The following is a 16,462-nucleotide window of genomic DNA, read 5'->3' as shown; positions in this document are numbered from 1 at the left end:
CCGTGACTTCCGGCCGGCGCTAGGGGCTGAGCCGGGTTGCCGCCGCCGGCATCACCGCGGTGTGCACCGCCTCCGACAGCGCCTCGACGCTGAACGGCTTCTTCAGGATGAACCGCGCGCCGAGCACATGCGCGACCTGGTCCATGTCCGCATAGCCGGTGGCCAGGATGATCGGAATCGCCGGCCAGCCCTCCTGCACATGGCCGATGAGCTCCGCGCCGTTCATGCCCGGCATCACGTAGTCGACGATCAGCAGGCTGGGCGTCGCCTCCCGCAAGGCGGCCAGCGCGGCCGCGCCGCTCGCCACCGAGGTCACCCGGTGGCCGAGCAGCTCCAGGCTCTGCACGATGGATTGCCGCACTTCGTCGTCGTCCTCGACCACCAGGATGCGCTGCGCCGGCGTCGACGGCCGCGAGAACGGGGCCGGCCGGTCACCGGCCGACGAGGCCGTCACGACCGGGAAGCTCAGATGAACGCGCGTTCCCTCGCCGGGGCGGCTGTCGATGCCGGCCTCGCCGGCGGACTGCCTCGCGAAGCCGTAGACCTGGGACAGCCCCAGCCCCGTGCCATTGCCCATCGGCTTGGTCGTGAAGAAGGGCTCGAAGACCTTGTCGATGATGGAGGCTGGAATCCCGGGCCCGTTGTCCGCCACGGTCAGCCGCAGCCCGGGCACCGTCTCCGCGCCGCGCGCGACGTCCGTCTCGTCGGTGGCGATGGTGATGGTGCCGGCGCCTTCCATCGCGTCACGCGCGTTGACGGCGAGATTGAGGATGGACATCTCCAGCTGGTTCGGGTCCAGCTCCACGATGGGATTCGGATGACTCAGGCGCAGGTCGATCTGGACACGCGATCCCACCGACGTATGCAGCAGCTCCTGCATGCCCTGCAACAGCGCATGCACGTCGGTGGGCTGCGGCACCAGCGACTGGCTGCGGGCGAAGGACAGCAGCTGCGCCGTCAGACGCGCGCCGCGCCGCACCGTGCGGCGGGCGCTTTCGATGATGCGCTGCGCCACCGGCGGGCACTCGATGCGGGCCAGCAGGTCCAGGTTGGTGCCGATGACATGGAGCAGGTTGTTGAAGTCGTGCGCGATGCCGCCGGTCAGATGCCCCATCGCTTCCATCTTCTGGCCCTGCAGCAGCGCCGACTGGGCGCGCTCGCGCTCGGCGATCTCGTTCATGAGCCGGTTGTTGGCGTTGGAGAGCTCCCGCGTCCGATGGTCGATGCGCGTCTCCAGATCGCGGTTGAGCTCGGCGACGACGTCGCGCGCGCGGGCCAGTTCGGCCAGCACCGCCCGGTTCGCGTACTGCCGGCCGCGGGCGCGCACCGCGGCCTCGACGGCTGTCTGCAGCGTGTCCGGACTCAGCGGCCGCTCCAGCAGGATCACGTTGCCCAGCAGGTGCAGCGACGTGGCGGCGTTGGGCGGCCGCCGGCCGGTGCGCCGGCTGGTCAGGACGACGAAGGGGAAATCGGACCACGGCGGCTGCCGCCGCAGCCACGTGTCCATCGGGCTGCCGCTCGTCACCAGGAAGGCTTCTTCGGTCACCACGGCCGCCGCGGCGCCGTGGTCCAGGCCCTCGAGCAGTTGCTGCGGCGTGGCCACCGCATGGACCGGGGCCAGGCGCGCCACCACGTCGGACACCACCTGGGCGTCCCGGCCGAAAGGCGCCAGGATGAGGACCCGCGCTTCCAGCTCGGACTTCATGCGGTGCGATCGTTCCCGTCGCCATCGCCGTCACCGAGCAGCGCGATTTCGCCGGCGTAGCGGGACACGCCCGACACCACGCCTTCAAAGTCCGTCAGCGCCACGCCGACCTCCACCCCTTGATCGCCCAGGCGGAACTCGTGGATGGTGCTGGCGTGGCGGCTCGTCCGGCTCTTGGCCACGGAGACCGCCTTGAGCAGGTGGCCGCGCGCCTCGAAGTAGCGGAACAGGACGACCGCGTCGCTCAGGTAGCTGAGGTCGATGTCCAGCCGCCCCTGCCCGAGGACGCCGTGCTGGCCGAGGACCAGGATGGTGATCACGCCGCGCTGGTTGAGGTAGGTCAGCAGTTCATGCATCTGCAGCATCAGGAACTTGCCGCCGGGCATGGCCTGCAGATAGGCGTTGAGGCTGTCGATCACGACGATGCGCGCGCCATCGCGCTCGACGGCCTGGCGCACGCGCGCGGCGAATTCCCCCGGCGTCACTTCCGCGGGATCGAGCGCGCTGAGATCGAAGCGCCCGTTGTCCAGCGCCTCGCGCACGTCGTATCCCAGGGCCTTGGCGCGCGGCAGCAAGGTGCCCAGCCCCTCGTCGAACAGGTAGTACGCCGCGCGCTCGCCGCGCCGCAGCGCGGCGTGCACGCAGGCGATGGCGGTGGACGTCTTGCCCACGCCGGAGGGACCGACGAACAGCGTGTTGCTCCCGCGGGCCAGGCCGCCGCCCAGCGTCTGGTCGAGCGCGGCGTTGCCCGTGGACACGTTCTCGGGCGGGAAGCTCTTGTGGTGCTCCGCCGCGATCAGGCGCGGGAAGACCTCGATGCCGCCGGTCTTGAGCGTGAAGTCGTGCTCCCCGCTGCGAAAGGCGATGCCGCGCATCTTCGCCACGCGCAGGAAGCGCTTGTCCGCGCCGTACTCCCCGACGATCTGCTGCAGCCAGACCACGCCATGCGCGATGCTGCGCAGCTGCATGTCGCCGGTGGAGGCGCTGAGGTCGTCCAGCATCAGCACCGTGCAGTCGTTGCGCGCGAAGAAGTGCTTCAACGCCAGGACCTGCCGGCGGTAGCGCAGCGGATCCTGGGCCAGCAGGCGCATCTCCGACAGGCTGTCGAAGACGACCCGCCTGGGCCGGCGTTCCTCGATGCGCGCCATCACGCCCTGGACCGTCTGATTCAGCTCCAGCTCGGCGGGATGGATGATGGACTGCTCCGCCTCGGGGCCGAGCTGCTCGGCGCTGACGAGCTCGAACAGGTCCAGCCCCTCCTGATCCAGGTTCCAGCCGTGCGCGCGGGCGATCTCGCGGAGCTCCGACGCCGTTTCGGACAGCGTGACGTACAGGCCGCTCTCCCCCGCCGCGATGCCGGCGAGCAGGAAATGGATCCCGAGCGTCGTCTTGCCGGTCCCGGGGTCGCCCTCGAACAGATAGAGGTGCCCCTGAGGCAGGCCGCCCTGGAGGACGTCATCCAGCCCGGCGATGCCGGTGGAGCAGCGTTTTTGGGGTGGCGAGGCGATATCCATGGCGTCAGCGTGGCTAAACCGCGGCAGTACTGGGTCCGAACAGACGGCAAATGCCTTTCCCGCCCCTTCCCGCCTCTCTGTGGCTGCGTGAAATTCCTGCCGGGCGCGGCGAGGCAAAGGGGGCGAAAGCGGGGACAGTTTCCGGCACATCGGCACTTTGCTGAAGAGCGCGTGCTAGAGTCGCTGGATAGATTCGCACAAGACCTTTCTCCTGAGGTCTTCTTCCGCAGCCCCCCGCTGGCCTTCTCCAGGCCTGTATCGCGGGCGGCTCGCTTCGGCAACATCTCCCCCGCTGACTGCTCTTGGGTGTTTCTGTCTCGGCCTCCACGCGTGCGCCGAGTGACTCCGCACGCGCATCGACAAAGGAAACATCATGACCACCAAGACCGGAACCGTGAAATGGTTCAGCGACGACAAGGGCTTCGGCTTCATCACGCCGGCTGACGGCAGCAAGGACCTGTTCGCCCACCACAGCGAGATCCAGTCCAGCGGCGGCTTCCGCACGTTGGCGGAAGGCGCCAAGGTTGAATTCGAGACGAAGAACGGCCTCAAGGGCCTTCAGGCGACCAACATCCGCCAGGTCTGATTCAGGCCAGGACGTATCTCGCGACAGCGCCGAAATGCAATCCGCTTCCGGCGATGACGAAGAGATGCCAGATGCCGTGTGAATGCGCACGGCGATCCGGATTGGCAAAGAAGTAGGTGCCGGCCGTATAGGCGCTGGCACCCGCCAGGAACAGGCTCAGCGTGCCGTGAGACACGTCGAGCAGCGCGGGAGCGCAGGCCATCGTCGCCATCCAGCCTGCCGCCAGGTAGGCCCAGAGCATGGACCGCCCGCTGCGCCCGAGCGCCGAGAGCGCCGCGCCCGCCAGCGCCACCGCCCATACGCCGCCCAGCAGCGCCCAGTTGACCGGGCCGCCGCGGCTCACCAGCGCGAACGGCGTCGCCGTCCCCGCGATGAGCAGGAAGATCGCCCCGTGATCGACTCGCGCCCCGCCCAGCGGGGCGCGCCCCTTGGTGCTGTGGCACAGCGTCGAGGCCGCGAAGACCGCGACCAGCGCGATGCCGAAAGCCCCCGCGGCGACAGCGCGCCGGGTGCTGCCCGTGTCCAGCGCCTGGAGGACCAGCCATGCCGCCGCCGGCAGTGCCGCGAGCAGGCCGGCCAGATGGGTGGCCGCATTCAGGCGTTCGCCGCGATACATCGCTGCTCCTCCGCATAGCCGTCGAAGGGCATAGCCTACGGTCGCAATGTGACGTCCGGATCACCCTGCGCGCTGCTATCCTCCCGCCGCCTCGCGCCCCTGCGCGCGCCCGCGGACCTTCCGCGCCTTCTCCGCTCCGCTGCTTCCCATGATCGTCGGCATCGACCTCGGCACGACCAACAGCCTTCTCGCCGTCTTCCGCGACGGCCGCCCCCACCTGGTCCCCAACGCGCTGGGCGACTTCTCGACGCCCTCGGCCGTGGCGATCGACGACGCCGGCAAGCTGATCGTCGGTCTGGCCGCCCGCGAGCGCGCCGCCACCGATCCGGCCCGCAGCGCCCAGGCCTTCAAGCGCTGGATGGGCAGCGACCGCACGATCAAGCTCGGCGACAAGGCCTTCCGCGCCGAGGAGCTGTCCGCGCTGGTGCTGCAGGCGCTGAAGGCCGATGCCGAGGCCTTCCTCGGCGCGCCGGTCACCGAGGCCGTCATTACCGTCCCCGCCTACTTCAACGAGGCCCAGCGCCGCGCGACCCGCACCGCCGGCGAGCTCGCCGGGCTGAAGGTCGAGCGGCTGCTCAACGAGCCGACCGCCGCCGGACTCGCCTACGGCCTGCAGGACCGCCCCGACAACAGCACCTTCCTGGTCTTCGACCTGGGCGGCGGCACCTTCGACGTGTCGGTGCTGGAGTATTTCGACGGCGTCGTCGAGGTGCGCGCCAGCGCCGGCGACACGCGCCTGGGCGGCGAGGACTTCGCCCATGCGCTGGGCAAGCTGTTCATCGAGCGCTGCGGCGCGCTGTCGCTGGCCGACCGCGAGCGCCTGCAGAAGGATCCCGCGCTGTGGTGGCGCGCCGCCGAGCAGGCCAAGCGCGACCTCAGCGAGCGCGACGCCACGGTGATGGGCCTGATGCTCGACGGCCGCCGCGCGGAGCTCGAGCTGACCCGCGCGGACTTCGAAGCCGCCACCGCCGAGCTGCTGCAGCGCCTGCGCCGCCCGATCGAGCGCGCGCTGCAGGACGCGCAGCTGTCGCCGTCGTCGCTGGACGAGGTGGTGCTGGTCGGCGGCGCGACGCGGATGCCGATGATCCGGCAGCTGATCACGCGGCTGTTCCAGCGGCTGCCGCTGCGCACCATCGACCCGGACCAGGCGATCGCGCAGGGCGCGGCCGTGCAGGCCGGCCTGAAGGCGCGCGACGCGGCGCTGGACGAGGTCGTGCTGACCGACGTGATGCCCTTCTCGCTCGGCGTGATCACCTCGCAACAGGTGGGCCAGCAGCGCGTCGGCGACCGCTTCAGTCCCATCATCGAGCGCAACACGCCGGTGCCGGTATCGCGGATGGAGCGCTACTGCACCGTCGCCGACAACCAGCGCCAGGTGGAGCTGGACATCCGCCAGGGCGAATCGCCGATCGGCAGCGACAACCTGCACCTGGGCAAGCTCGACATCGAGGTGCCGCCGCTGCCCGCCGGCGAGGCCGCGATCGAGGTGCGCTTCACCTACGACGCCAACGGCCTGCTGGAGGTCGACGCGCGCGACGTGCAGGGCGGACGCACCGCCACCACGCTGATCCGCAACACCGCCACCGAGATGAGCGAGGCGCAGATCGCCGAGGCGCTGAAGCAGCTGCGCACGCTCAAGCGCCATCCGCGCGACGACGAGGAGAACCGCTACCTGGTGGAGCGCGCGAAGCGGCTCTACGAGGACCGCCTCGGCGAGCAGCGCATCGCGATCCAGGCATGGCTGAGCGAGTTCGAGCAGGCGCTGGACACGCAGGAGCCGCGCGTCATCCGCCAGGCGCGCCAGCGCATGCGCGAGGCGCTCGACGGCATCGACGGCGGCTTCCGCTTCTGACGCGCGTACGCGGAGCCCGCCGATGGATGCATGGATGAACCCCTGGCAGGCCGACTGCGCGCGCGTCGGCCTGGCCGAGCCCAGCACCGATCTGGGCGAGATCAAGCGCGCCTACGCGAAGACGCTGCGCAAGACGCGGCCCGATGACGACGCGCAGGCCTACCAAGCGCTGCGCGAGGCCTACGACCGCGTGGTCGCGCATGCGCGATGGCATCAGGAGCACGGGCGGAAGGAGGCGCCCGCCGAGGCCGGGGCCGGGGCCGAGACCGGAATCGAGGCCGCCGAGGTCGTCGAGACGGCGGTCTAGGCGAACGCGGATGCGGGGCTGGCCGCCGCGCAGACGCGCGATCCGGCCGAGGCCTCGGCCCACATTCCGCCGATGCCGCTGCACCGGCTCAACGAGAACGAAGACGCGGACACACGGCCGGAGCCGCGGCCCGCCCGGCCGGTGGAAGCCGAGCCGGTGGCGGCTGAGCCGGTCGAAACCGGACCCACGCCCGAGTCACTGTGCAAGGACCTCGTCGAGCTGTTGAAGCGCGGTCCGGCGAAGGTTGAATCGGCGCTGCCGGCCCTGCGCCTCGCGCTGGGTGGACTGCCGCTGTCCTTGCAGCTCGAGGCCTCGGCCCGTTTCGCCGACCTGGTGATCGCGCTGCAGGACCAGGTGCCCGGCCTGCTGATCGACCTGCTGCGCGACCACTTCGACTGGTCGCGGGACTTCCGCACCGAGCGCCTGCTCGGCGCCGAACGGATGGCCGCGCTCGCGCAGGTGCTCGATCGCCGCCCCGTGCCGGTCTCCGATCCCGAGACGCTCGCGGAATTCGCGCCGACGGTGCGCGTCGCGCAGCTGGCCGGATCGATGCACGGGTTCGACCAGATCAAGGCCGCCCTCGGCGTGTGGCTGATGGGCCATGCGTTGCCGCTGCATCTGCAATGGGCGGGTTGGCAGCTGCTGCGCCGGCTCGGTCTCGACGAGGCGGAGCTGGGGGCCGTCAACCGGCTCATCGCGCGGGTGCGCAACCTCGCGGTGGTGCACATCGCGCTGCTGGTCTCGGCGGTCGACCTGGCGCTGCGTCACGACCTGAGCACCGCCATCGAGCGCGGCTTCTCGGCCTTGATGTCGCTGGTGATCTTCTGCACGGCGATGGGCTACGGCGCCCGGCTGCTCGACTTCCTGCGCGAGGCCGTGCCCGCCAAGGTGACGCGGATGCTTGCCGGCGGCCGGTGGGAACGGCTGTCGCCCTGGGTGGGCGCGGGCTGCTTCGCGCTGGCGGGCGCGGCCTTCCAGGCGGCGCCGCTCCTGGCCGAGGACGGCGGCGTGGCCCTGGTCACCGCCGGGATCGGCGCGTTCATCGCCGGCGTCCTGCTGGGCTTGAAGGGGCCGCTGCATCTGGTCGTCACCGCCACGGCGCTGTGGGGTTTCCTCGTGCAGGCGCTGCCGTCGATGACGCCGCTGGGCGCGGGGCTGATCGCCGCCTGGGTGTCGGCCGGCACCAGCGTGTACCGGCTGCGCCTGTACATCCCCAATCCGGACTTCCGCATCCAGCCGCGATGGCCGCACGGCGGCGCCAAGGCGATGCTGGCGCTGCTCACGGTCGGGCTGCCCACGCTGATGAGCTGGCTGTCCGTCCTCGGCGGCATGCGGCTGACGCTGGGCGCGCTGACGGTCGCGTATGCCGGCCTGAGCCGCTTCCTCGCCCACACCGATCCGGAGCCGCGCGCGCTGATCCTTCTGGGCGCGTTCTATCTGACGCTGGGCCTGGGGCTCGCGGTGCAGCGCGCCGGCTGGTGGCTGGGGCGGCGCTGCTTCCGCGGCCGGGCGCCGGCGCGCTGAATGCGCGGAATGCGCCGAGCGCGTCAGCCGCTCAGGGCATCGTCACCCAGCCCGACGGCGACCATCGCAGCAACACGTCCGTCAGCGGATTGGCGGACTTGCCCATGATCTCGCGCGCCTGCGCGCGCAGCGCGTCGAGCGAGGCCGCCGAGTCGTCGCCGATGTAGAGCACCGTGTCGTTGGCCGGCGCCGCGACGATCAGCGTGCCGTGCTGCGCGTCGGCGAGCGGCTTCCAGTCGTCGATGAAGATCAGCCGGCTCGGCTGCAGCACCGGCCCGTCGAGCCGGCCGACCTCGCCCGAGGCGACTGGCTTGGCCGTCTGCAGCACCTGCGGCATCGCGTTGTAGGTGTTCTTGCGCGCGAGCTCGCGCACCTGGTCGACGGACAGGTCCAGCGTCTTGTAGTCCTTCTCGCTGATCAGCCGCGACGCGCGCAGCGTGTCGAAGACCGGCACCGTCACCAGCGGCCCGACGAAGGGGCGCGGACGGAAGGTCGTGGCATCGCCGCCGACCTCGCGCTGCGCCTGCTGCACCGAGGCGGCGGTGCGCACCGCCAGCCGCAGCGACTCGCGCGTCGCGGGGATGGTCGCGGCGCGGAAGTTCTGCGTCGTCGTCTTCACGAACGCGTTCACGTCGTCGGCGCAGTTGCCGCGGTTGGTCTGGCAGCCGGCATAGAGCTTGTCGAGCCGGGTGCGCTGGTCCGCGACGCCCAGCGTCAGCGGCTCGCGGACGACGACGGTGCCGTCGCCGAGCTGCTGGCGCAGCTGGGTGGCGACGTACTCGGTGAAGCCGGCCGCGTCCTGCGGCACGACGCTGGACTGCGCGGAGGCGGTGGTTGCTGCGCCGCAGAACGCGACGGTGGCGGCGAGCGCGGCGAGAGTGGACCGCAGGATGGGACCCGGTTGTCGTGGGGAACGAAGACGCATGACGGGCATGAGGACCTCCGTGTTTTCATGGGGAGGCCCGAGCCGGGCAAGGAACGCTCCTGCGTCGCCCCAGCCAGGGTTGAAGGGCCGCGAGATCCCTCGCTTCGACGGTCGCTGGCCCTCACCCCTCCCTTTCCCACTTCGTGGGCGAGGGTGTTCGACCGAGCATCACCGATGCAATACCTCTCTCCCGCAAGCGGGCGAGGGGGTAATACCGGCCTGCCTGCACTTGCCTTGCGCAAGAACTCCCTCGCCCCCCGCGAGGGGGGAGAGGGCAGGGGAGAGGGGGTGCTTCGAAGGGCAGCAGCGCTGTGGCACGAGCCCCCTCTCCCCTCCCTCTCCCCGTTGGGGCGAGGGGGTAATACGGGGTGGCGCTCGATCGCCTGCCCCTCGCCTGCTTGCGGAAGGGGTGAGGGCCAGCGGCGCAGGCAGTGCGGCAGCCCTCACCCACCCGACACGCGGTACTGATCCGCCTTGGCCACGCCTTCCATCGCCGGATCGCTGACCGACGGGGCGCCGGTCTCGATGTGGCCGGCGAAGCGCCGCAGGAAGTCGGCCTGGCCGTTCACCCGCACCGACAAGTCGTACCAATGCGCGGCCGCCGCCACGCCGACGCGCACATCGCTGCGGCTGCGCGGCGGCACGGTCACGCTGACCGGCGCGCCCAGCTGGTATTTGTTGTGCGCGACGGTGAAGGTCGCCGCGACCGGCCCCGTGTTGACCAGCGTCAGCACCAGTTCCCCAGTGGCCGGCGCCGACTGGGCGACGACATCCGGATTGGGCTGCCCCGCCGCCGCCGCGCGCCGCGCATTGCCGGCCAGGTGCCGATGGAAGCCGTTCGGGCCCAGGATCCACAGGTCGTAGGCGCCGGTGGCCTGCGGCGTGAAGCTGCCGGTGAGCTGCTTGCCCGCCTCGACCGTGTAGCGGCGCGGGATCTCGCCCAGGCGCGTGCGGTCATAGACGTGGAACACCGCCGCGGCCCGCCCGGTGTTCTGGAAGCTCACGGCGATGGCCGTCGCGTTCGGGCCGGCGCCCGGCGTCAGCGCGCAGGCGACCTGCAGGTCGTAGGGCAGCGCGCGGGCCGGACGCACGCCCGCGGCCTGCGCCGGCAGCGCCAGCGCGCCGGGAATCGGCGGCGTGGTGGTGCCCGGCAACGCGCGCGCCTTGTTGGCCAGCGCCACGGTGGCGGGCAGCTTCGAGAAGAACTCGCTGTCCTCCGGATCGGCGAAGTTGAAGCACGAGGTCAGGTCGCCCGCGACCGCGCGGCGCCAGGCGCCGATGTTGGGCTCCATGACGCCGAAGCGCGCCTCGATGAAGCGCAGCACCGAGGTGTGGTCCGACACCTGCGAATTGACCCAGCCGCCCTTGCTCCACGGCGACACGATGTACAGCGGCACGCGCGGACCCATGCCATAGGGGCGATGCAGGTAGGTCGGCGAGGCGCCGTTGAGGATCTCGCAGTACTCGCCGGTGGTGTCGACCGTCGAGCCGCCCGCCAGCACGGCCTGCGCCGGGTCGGCGTTCCAGCTCACGTAGGACGGCGCGGCCGGCGGCGGCACGTGGTCGAAGAAGCCGTCGTTCTCGTCGAAGTTGATGAACAGCACGGTCTTGGCCCAGACCTCCGGATTGGCGGTCAGCGCGTCCAGTACCTTGGCGGTGTAGTCGGCGCCCTGCGCGGGGCTGGACGGGCCGGGATGCTCGGACCCCTCGGCCGTCGCGACGACCCAGGACACGGCCGGCAGGCGGTTGTTGAGGACGTCGTCGCGCAGCAGGTCGAGGTCGCGCGTCGAGATGCCGCGGTCCTTCAGCGCCTGCGAATAGCCCGGGCGGTTGTACCAGCCGTCGCGGAACACCTTGAACCCGGCCAGCGAGTTGTCGGTGAAGTTGTCCGCCATGTTCTGGTAGACCTGCCAGCTGATGCCGGCCGCCTGCAGGCGCTCGGGATAGGTGGTCCAGGTGTAGTCGTCGAGCGGGTTCGGATTGAACCAGTCGTGGCTGTTGTCGGTCGACGGGCCGTTGCCCTTGCGCAGCGGATCGTTGGTGCCGGTCCAGATGAACAGGCGGTTGGTGTTGGTGCCGGTCTGCGTCGCGCAGTGATAGGCGTCGCAGAGCGTGAACGCGTTGGCCAGGGCGAACTGGAAGGGCAGCTCCTGCTCCTTGAAGTAGCCCATCGAGTGGTTCTGCTTGGCCTTGGGCCAGTTGTTCATGCGGCCGTGGTCCCAGGCGGCCTGGGCGTCGGTCCACGAGTGCGGCGTGCCGCTGACGCGCATGAAGGCGAAGTTCTGCGCGGTGTTCAGGTGGAAGGGCGCGATCGCGCCGGGCGCGGCGTTGTTGACGGTGGGCTGGACCCAGACGTTGCGGCCCTTGACGCTGGCCGAGTCGGCCACCGGCGCCGGGAACGGGTCGGCGAAGCCGCGCACGCCGTTCATCGTGCCGAAGTAGTGGTCGAAGGAGCGGTTCTCCTGGGTCAGGATGACGATGTGCTCGACGTCCCGGATCGTGCCGGTGCGCACGGCGGCCTTGATGGACAGGGCGCGGGCGATGGCCGGCGGGAAGCTGGTCATCGCGGCGGTGGCGCCGGCCGCGGTGGCGACGGCGCGGAGGAACTGGCGGCGGGGCGCTTGCTGCTGCGTCATGGCGGGCTCCTCAGGCGGCGGATTGCGAGATCTTGCGGCGGCGGATCACCAGCGCGGCGGCGGCCAGGCCGCCCAGCGCCAGCGCGCCGGAGGCGGGCTCGGGGACGGCGGCGGTGAAGATCAGGTCGTCCATGACGAAGAAGGCGGGATCGTTGCTGCGCAAGACCAGGCGGTCGACCAGGCCGGTGTAGCCGCTGGACAGGAAGGCGGGGGTCTCGCCGAGGTTCAGCGTCGAGGTCGAGGCCACGAGCGACCCGCCGCGGTACAGATCGATCGCGACGTTGACGCCGTCGAATCCGGCGAACCAGGCGCCCTGGAAGGTGCTCGGGGTCAGGAAGCCGATGGCGCTGGTGGCGCTGCCGCCGTCGAAGCCGAGCGTGGCGCGGCGGTCGCCGGAGTGGGCGGTGTAGGGCGACTGCTCGCCGGAGAACTGGAACCAGGAGCTGGCGGACCAGTCCAGGCCGGCGTAGTGGGCGGGAACGAGGCCATCGGTGGCGAGGTCGTCGAAGGTGACGACGGTGGCCGAGGCGAACGGCGCGGCGGCGGCCAGCAGCAGCGGCAGGCACGCGCGGGCGAGGGAATGGGCAAGGGACTTGCGCATGGGGACTCCAGGGGGAAGAGGCGGCGGATGTTCGAGCGGCGCGGTGACAGCCCGGTGAAGAGCCGGTGTCATTGGCGGGCCTGGAACTTGCCCTCCGCGCGGCTGTCGCTGGAAGCGGGGGCGCGTCGCGGAACCGACGCGCGGCCGTCATGTAACCCTGGGTGTTGCGAGGGTGTGCGCAAGGGTGTCGGCGGTGTCGGGATGCATCGCAATGGCGGCCGACCGGTCAATGACTCTGATCAGTATGCGCAGGGGGACCGACCTCCCTGGATCAGTTCCCCCATCGCTCCCGCAATTCGGAGGAAAGACATCGCGTCATCGCGTGTCGACACTGCAGGCCTTCGGGTCATGGGACCCGCTTTGAAGGAGGCGTTCATGAGCGCCATGACCCGATTGCCTGAAGCCGCGGCGTCGAGCGTTTGCCGCACGTCATTCGCAACCGACTCGGACTCGTTCGAGACCCTGATCCACGCGCTTCGCCACCCGTCGACCTTGTTTGGCGACTTGGCTGATCCTCAACTGCTCACGCGATGCGAGATGGCCGACTGGGACGCGATGACCTGCCTTCGCCGCTTCCACGACAGCCTACGACGCGACGACACCGGCGGCCACCGCTGCGGCGACGCCACTGACGACGATCGACAGGATCAGCAACCCGAAGAACGCCAGGATGGACTTGGCGCGTTGGCCGGCTGCACGGGAACGGTACAGATAGACCGGCACCGCGATGACGGATGCGATGACCACCCCGCCGCCCAACACCACGCTGCCAAGGTAGCGACGTTCCCGCGAATCGTGGCGATACCAGAGGTACACGACCACCACGGAGGCCAGCGTGATCGCCCAGCCCACCAACCCGTCGGCTTTACCACGAACGCTGGCGGCACCAGCGAGCCCCCCTTGCAGCACCGACAGGATGAATAGGACAAGCAGTGCGAATTTCAGTTTCACCGGGAAGCCTCGAGCGGGCGTTGGAATGGGCTCGCACTGTAACGACTGCCACGCCCCCTCGCGATGCGCATTGACCCGATGCAATGGCTCTGATCAGTATGCGCAGGGGGATCAACCTCCCTGGATCAGTTCCCCCAATCGCTCCCGCAATTCGGAGGAGAGACATCGCGTCGTCGCGTGTCGACACTGCAGGCCTTCGGGTCTGGAAGCACTGTTAACAAGGAGCAGCAAATGAACATGTCGACTGATGCGCCACAGGCCGAATCGCGCATCGCCCCTTCAAGCACCTCTGAGGCCACACGAAGTGAGTTTGACGACCTCGTCCACGCCTTGCGGTATCCGCAGGTCGTCTTCGGCGACTCGGTAGACCCCGAGCTGATCGCCCGCTGCGAGATGGCCGACTGGGAGGCCTCCGCTGAATCGCTTCGGCAGGTGCTTCGTCAGCATGGCGTTCCGCCCGCCGACGCGCTGGCCATGCTCCGCCTCGCGGGAGAGTTCCTGCAGCAACACCGCATTCGATTGCAAGGCTCGCCCTGGCTGTGCACCTTTGAAACCGACGAGGGCGCCTGGATCCGATATGACATTCACACGTCGCTGGATCCGGCGCACGTGTCGACGTGGGACGATAGGTTCGACGACGTCCTGATGAAGCGGCGCCTCGACCGAGACCGGTTCTACCTGCGCCTGCTGAGCAGCGGTCCGCGCTGATCGCGTGGCCTTCCCACATCCAACACATTCATGCACCACAAGACCCTTGAATGGTTGGCGCTGGCTCGGGAGCTGGGACGCCGCGCGGACGAAGTGGCTCAGCGAACGTCCATCAGCCGTGCCTACTATGCGGCCTACCACCGTTGCCTCGACTGGGAGAAACAGTTACCGGCGCGCGGTGCCGACGCAGGGTGCACGGGCGTGCATGCCGCCCTCATCGCCAGGCTCCGGCACCCCGATCGACGCTGCACGAGCATTCAATCCTCGCGCTCGAAGATGCTCGGCAAATTGCTCTGGCGGCAACGCGAGCGGCGCAGGCTCGCGGACTACCGGTTGGAGGCCGCTGTCTCAGCGGCGCTCGTCGACGAACAGCTGCAAGCCGCCGCCGAGGTCCTGAGCGAATGCGACAAACCCTTCCTTCGAGCAGCACCCCAGCCGCCTGGGCATCCGATCAAACGCGGCCCTCGGCGAAACGCTGATACCAGGCCACCGCGTCCGCATTCGCCATGGCATCGCGCTTCATGACCTGTTCCGCCGCGGCGCCGAGCAGGAGCTTCTTGATCGGCAGCTCCATCTTCTTGCCCGACAGCGTCCGCGGGATCGCCTCGACCTGGTGGATCTCGTCCGGCACATGCCGGGCCGACAGCGCCTTCTTGATCGAATCCCGCAGCCGCTGCTGCAAGGCCGCGTCCAGCGACAGGCCCTCGCGCAGATGCACGAACAGCAGCAGGCAACTCGGCCGTCCGAGGTACTCCAGGTCCACCACCAGGCTGTCCAGCACCTCCGGATGCATTTCCACCGCACGGTACAGCTCGGCCGTGCCCATGCGGATGCCATGCCGGTTGATCGTCGCGTCCGAGCGCCCATAGATGATCCCGCCGCCCGACGGCGTGATCCGCAGCCAGTCGCCATGCCGCCAGATTCCCTCGCCATTCGGACCCCGGTACATGTCGAAGTAGCTCGACAGGTAGCGCTCGTTGTCCTTGTCGCCCCAGAAGAACAAGGGCATCGACGGCATCGGCCGCGTGCAGACGAGCTCGCCGACCTCGTCGATCAACGGCCGGCCCTGCCCCTGCTCATCGGCTTCCGAGAACGCGTGCACCGCCGCGCCCAGGCTTCTCACCTGCATCTGGCCGCGCACCAGCGGCTCGGTGATCAGCCCGGTCAGGAAGGCGCCGGCGAAGTCCGTACCACCGCTGATGATGCAGATCCAGATCGGCTCACCGTCCACCTTCGGGCAGTTCGCCCAGATCCAGTCGTAGCTCTCATCGGCGAGCGGGCTCCCCGTGCTGCCGATCGCGCGCAAGCGGCTGAGGTCGCCGTGGCGCATCGGCTCGACGCCCGCCTTCAGGCAGCTCGCGTAGAAGGCCGCGCCCGCGCCGAAGAAGCTCGCCCCCGACAGCGCGGCGAAGCGCCACAGCGTGCTCCAGTCCGGCGCGTCCTTGGGCCCCGCGGGACTGCCGTCGAACAGGCAGATCGTCGTCCCGCCCATCAGCGCGCCGACCTGGCAGTTCCACATGATCCAACCGGTGGAGCTGTACCAGTGAAAGCGGTCGCCGGTCTCGACCGTCGCGCCGACGTTGTTGTGGATCGACCCCTTGAGCATCTCCAGCAGCACGCCGCCGTGTCCATGCACGATCGGCTTGGGCAGGCCGGTCGTGCCGCTCGAATAGACGATCCACAGCGGATGGTCGAAGGGCACGGCCTCCGGCTCGCGAAGCCGCTCGTTGGCGATCAGCGCGGCCCAGCGATGCGCGCGCCGCGGCGTGCTCGCGGCGCCATCGGCTCCATCGGCGCTGGCCAGCAGCGCCGGATCGGCCTGCGCATCGAGATTGCCCAGCAGCACCACGTCGGTCACCGTCGGCAGGTCGTCGAGCAACTGGCCCAGCATCCCCATCCGGTCGATGTCCTGGCCGGCGTAGCGCACGCCGTCGGCGGCGATCAGCAGCTTGGGCTCGATCTGGCGGAAGCGGTCCAGCACCGCCACCGGCCCCATGTCGGGCGAGCACACCGACCACACGGCACCCAGGCTCGCCACCGCCAGGAAGGCGACCGCCGTCTCCGGCACGTTGGGCAGATACGCGACGACGCGATCGCCGCGCCGCACGCCCAGCTCATGCAGAGAGGCCGCGAGCGCGCCCACCTGCCGGCGCAGTGCCGGCCAGCGCAGTTCGCCGAGCTCGCCGCGCGCCAGCATCGCCTCGTTGGCATGCACGATCGCCGGATGGCCCGCGGCCTCGGCCGCGTCGGCATGCCGCAGCGCCTGCGCCGCGATGTTCAGCGTCGCGCCGCGGAACCAGACCGCGCCCGGCATGCGTTCCTCATCAAGGGCGTGCTCGAACGGCGTCTCCGAGCGCAGGTCGAAGTGATCCCAGATGCTGCGCCAGAAGGCGTCGAGCTCGGTCACCGACCAGTGCCACAGCGAGGCGTAGTCCTCGAAGACCAGCCCGCATCGCTCGCTCAGGAAGCGGCGGTAGTGCTCGATCTGCGGCGCGGGCGCCAAGGACGTCGACGGGAGCATGCGGTCTCCTTTCCGG

General features: G+C 69.9%; 13 protein-coding genes. 5 read left to right on the top strand and 8 right to left on the bottom strand.

The features are described 5' to 3' along the window. Positions 1 to 19: 19 nt before the first annotated feature. Complete coding sequence (locus tag ACEN96_RS03090; RefSeq protein ID WP_495586584.1) at positions 20 to 1,705, bottom strand: response regulator; 1,686 nt, start codon at positions 1,703 to 1,705, stop codon at positions 20 to 22. Continuing rightward, positions 1,702 to 3,219, bottom strand: coding sequence for an ATPase domain-containing protein (locus ACEN96_RS03085; protein ID WP_495586583.1), 1,518 nt, complete (start codon positions 3,217 to 3,219; stop codon positions 1,702 to 1,704). Before ACEN96_RS03085 ends, ACEN96_RS03090 begins: the two co-directional genes overlap by 4 nt. A gap of 373 nt (positions 3,220 to 3,592) precedes the next feature. Here ACEN96_RS03085 and ACEN96_RS03080 point away from each other — a divergent pair, with 373 nt between their 5' ends. Then, positions 3,593 to 3,805, top strand: coding sequence for a cold-shock protein (locus ACEN96_RS03080; RefSeq protein ID WP_495586582.1), 213 nt, complete (start codon positions 3,593 to 3,595; stop codon positions 3,803 to 3,805). Position 3,806: 1 nt separating this feature from the next. Here the strand turns inward: ACEN96_RS03080 and trhA are convergent, their stop codons facing one another. Further along, on the bottom strand, positions 3,807 to 4,421 hold the full coding sequence (trhA, locus tag ACEN96_RS03075) for a PAQR family membrane homeostasis protein TrhA (protein WP_495586581.1): 615 nt from the start codon (positions 4,419 to 4,421) through the stop codon (positions 3,807 to 3,809). Between the two features lie 148 nt (positions 4,422 to 4,569). Here trhA and ACEN96_RS03070 point away from each other — a divergent pair, with 148 nt between their 5' ends. The 3 genes from ACEN96_RS03070 to ACEN96_RS03060 all read left to right on the top strand — a co-directional run bounded on the left by ACEN96_RS03070 (position 4,570) and on the right by ACEN96_RS03060 (position 8,104). Then, a complete protein-coding gene (locus ACEN96_RS03070; protein ID WP_495586580.1) occupies positions 4,570 to 6,273 on the top strand; it encodes an Hsp70 family protein in 1,704 nt (567 codons plus the stop codon). Positions 6,274 to 6,307: 34 nt separating this feature from the next. Beyond that, complete coding sequence (locus ACEN96_RS03065; protein WP_495586579.1) at positions 6,308 to 6,580, top strand: hypothetical protein; 273 nt, start codon at positions 6,308 to 6,310, stop codon at positions 6,578 to 6,580. Between the two features lie 72 nt (positions 6,581 to 6,652). Then, a complete protein-coding gene (locus ACEN96_RS03060; RefSeq protein WP_495586578.1) occupies positions 6,653 to 8,104 on the top strand; it encodes a hypothetical protein in 1,452 nt (483 codons plus the stop codon). Between the two features lie 31 nt (positions 8,105 to 8,135). On the opposite strand, the gene ACEN96_RS03055 is transcribed toward ACEN96_RS03060, so the two are convergent. The 4 genes from ACEN96_RS03055 to ACEN96_RS03040 all read right to left on the bottom strand — a co-directional run bounded on the left by ACEN96_RS03055 (position 8,136) and on the right by ACEN96_RS03040 (position 13,217). Further along, positions 8,136 to 9,038, bottom strand: coding sequence for a DUF1444 domain-containing protein (locus ACEN96_RS03055; protein ID WP_495586577.1), 903 nt, complete (start codon positions 9,036 to 9,038; stop codon positions 8,136 to 8,138). Between the two features lie 434 nt (positions 9,039 to 9,472). Further along, a complete protein-coding gene (locus ACEN96_RS03050; RefSeq protein WP_495586576.1) occupies positions 9,473 to 11,665 on the bottom strand; it encodes a phosphocholine-specific phospholipase C in 2,193 nt (730 codons plus the stop codon). Between the two features lie 10 nt (positions 11,666 to 11,675). Further along, entirely contained in the window at positions 11,676 to 12,266 is a 591-nt protein-coding gene (locus tag ACEN96_RS03045; protein ID WP_495586575.1) for a PEP-CTERM sorting domain-containing protein, read from the bottom strand. A 585-nt stretch (positions 12,267 to 12,851) separates the two neighbouring features. Next, positions 12,852 to 13,217 carry a hypothetical protein gene (locus ACEN96_RS03040; RefSeq protein ID WP_495586574.1) on the bottom strand — a complete coding sequence of 122 codons (366 nt, stop codon included), beginning with the start codon at positions 13,215 to 13,217 and terminating at the stop codon, positions 12,852 to 12,854. A 231-nt stretch (positions 13,218 to 13,448) separates the two neighbouring features. Here ACEN96_RS03040 and ACEN96_RS03035 point away from each other — a divergent pair, with 231 nt between their 5' ends. Beyond that, the gene (locus tag ACEN96_RS03035) at positions 13,449 to 13,925 is read left to right on the top strand and encodes a hypothetical protein (protein ID WP_495586573.1); all 477 of its coding nucleotides are present in this window, start codon (positions 13,449 to 13,451) and stop codon (positions 13,923 to 13,925) included. 451 nt (positions 13,926 to 14,376) lie between these two features. On the opposite strand, the gene ACEN96_RS03030 is transcribed toward ACEN96_RS03035, so the two are convergent. Continuing rightward, entirely contained in the window at positions 14,377 to 16,446 is a 2,070-nt protein-coding gene (locus ACEN96_RS03030; protein ID WP_495586572.1) for an acetoacetate--CoA ligase, read from the bottom strand. Positions 16,447 to 16,462 lie beyond the last annotated feature (16 nt).

This window comes from Roseateles sp. Mitsp63, from assembly GCF_059491535.1.
The sequence above is the reverse complement of the archived record's forward strand: the minus strand, read 5'-3'. Positions and strand labels throughout refer to the sequence as shown.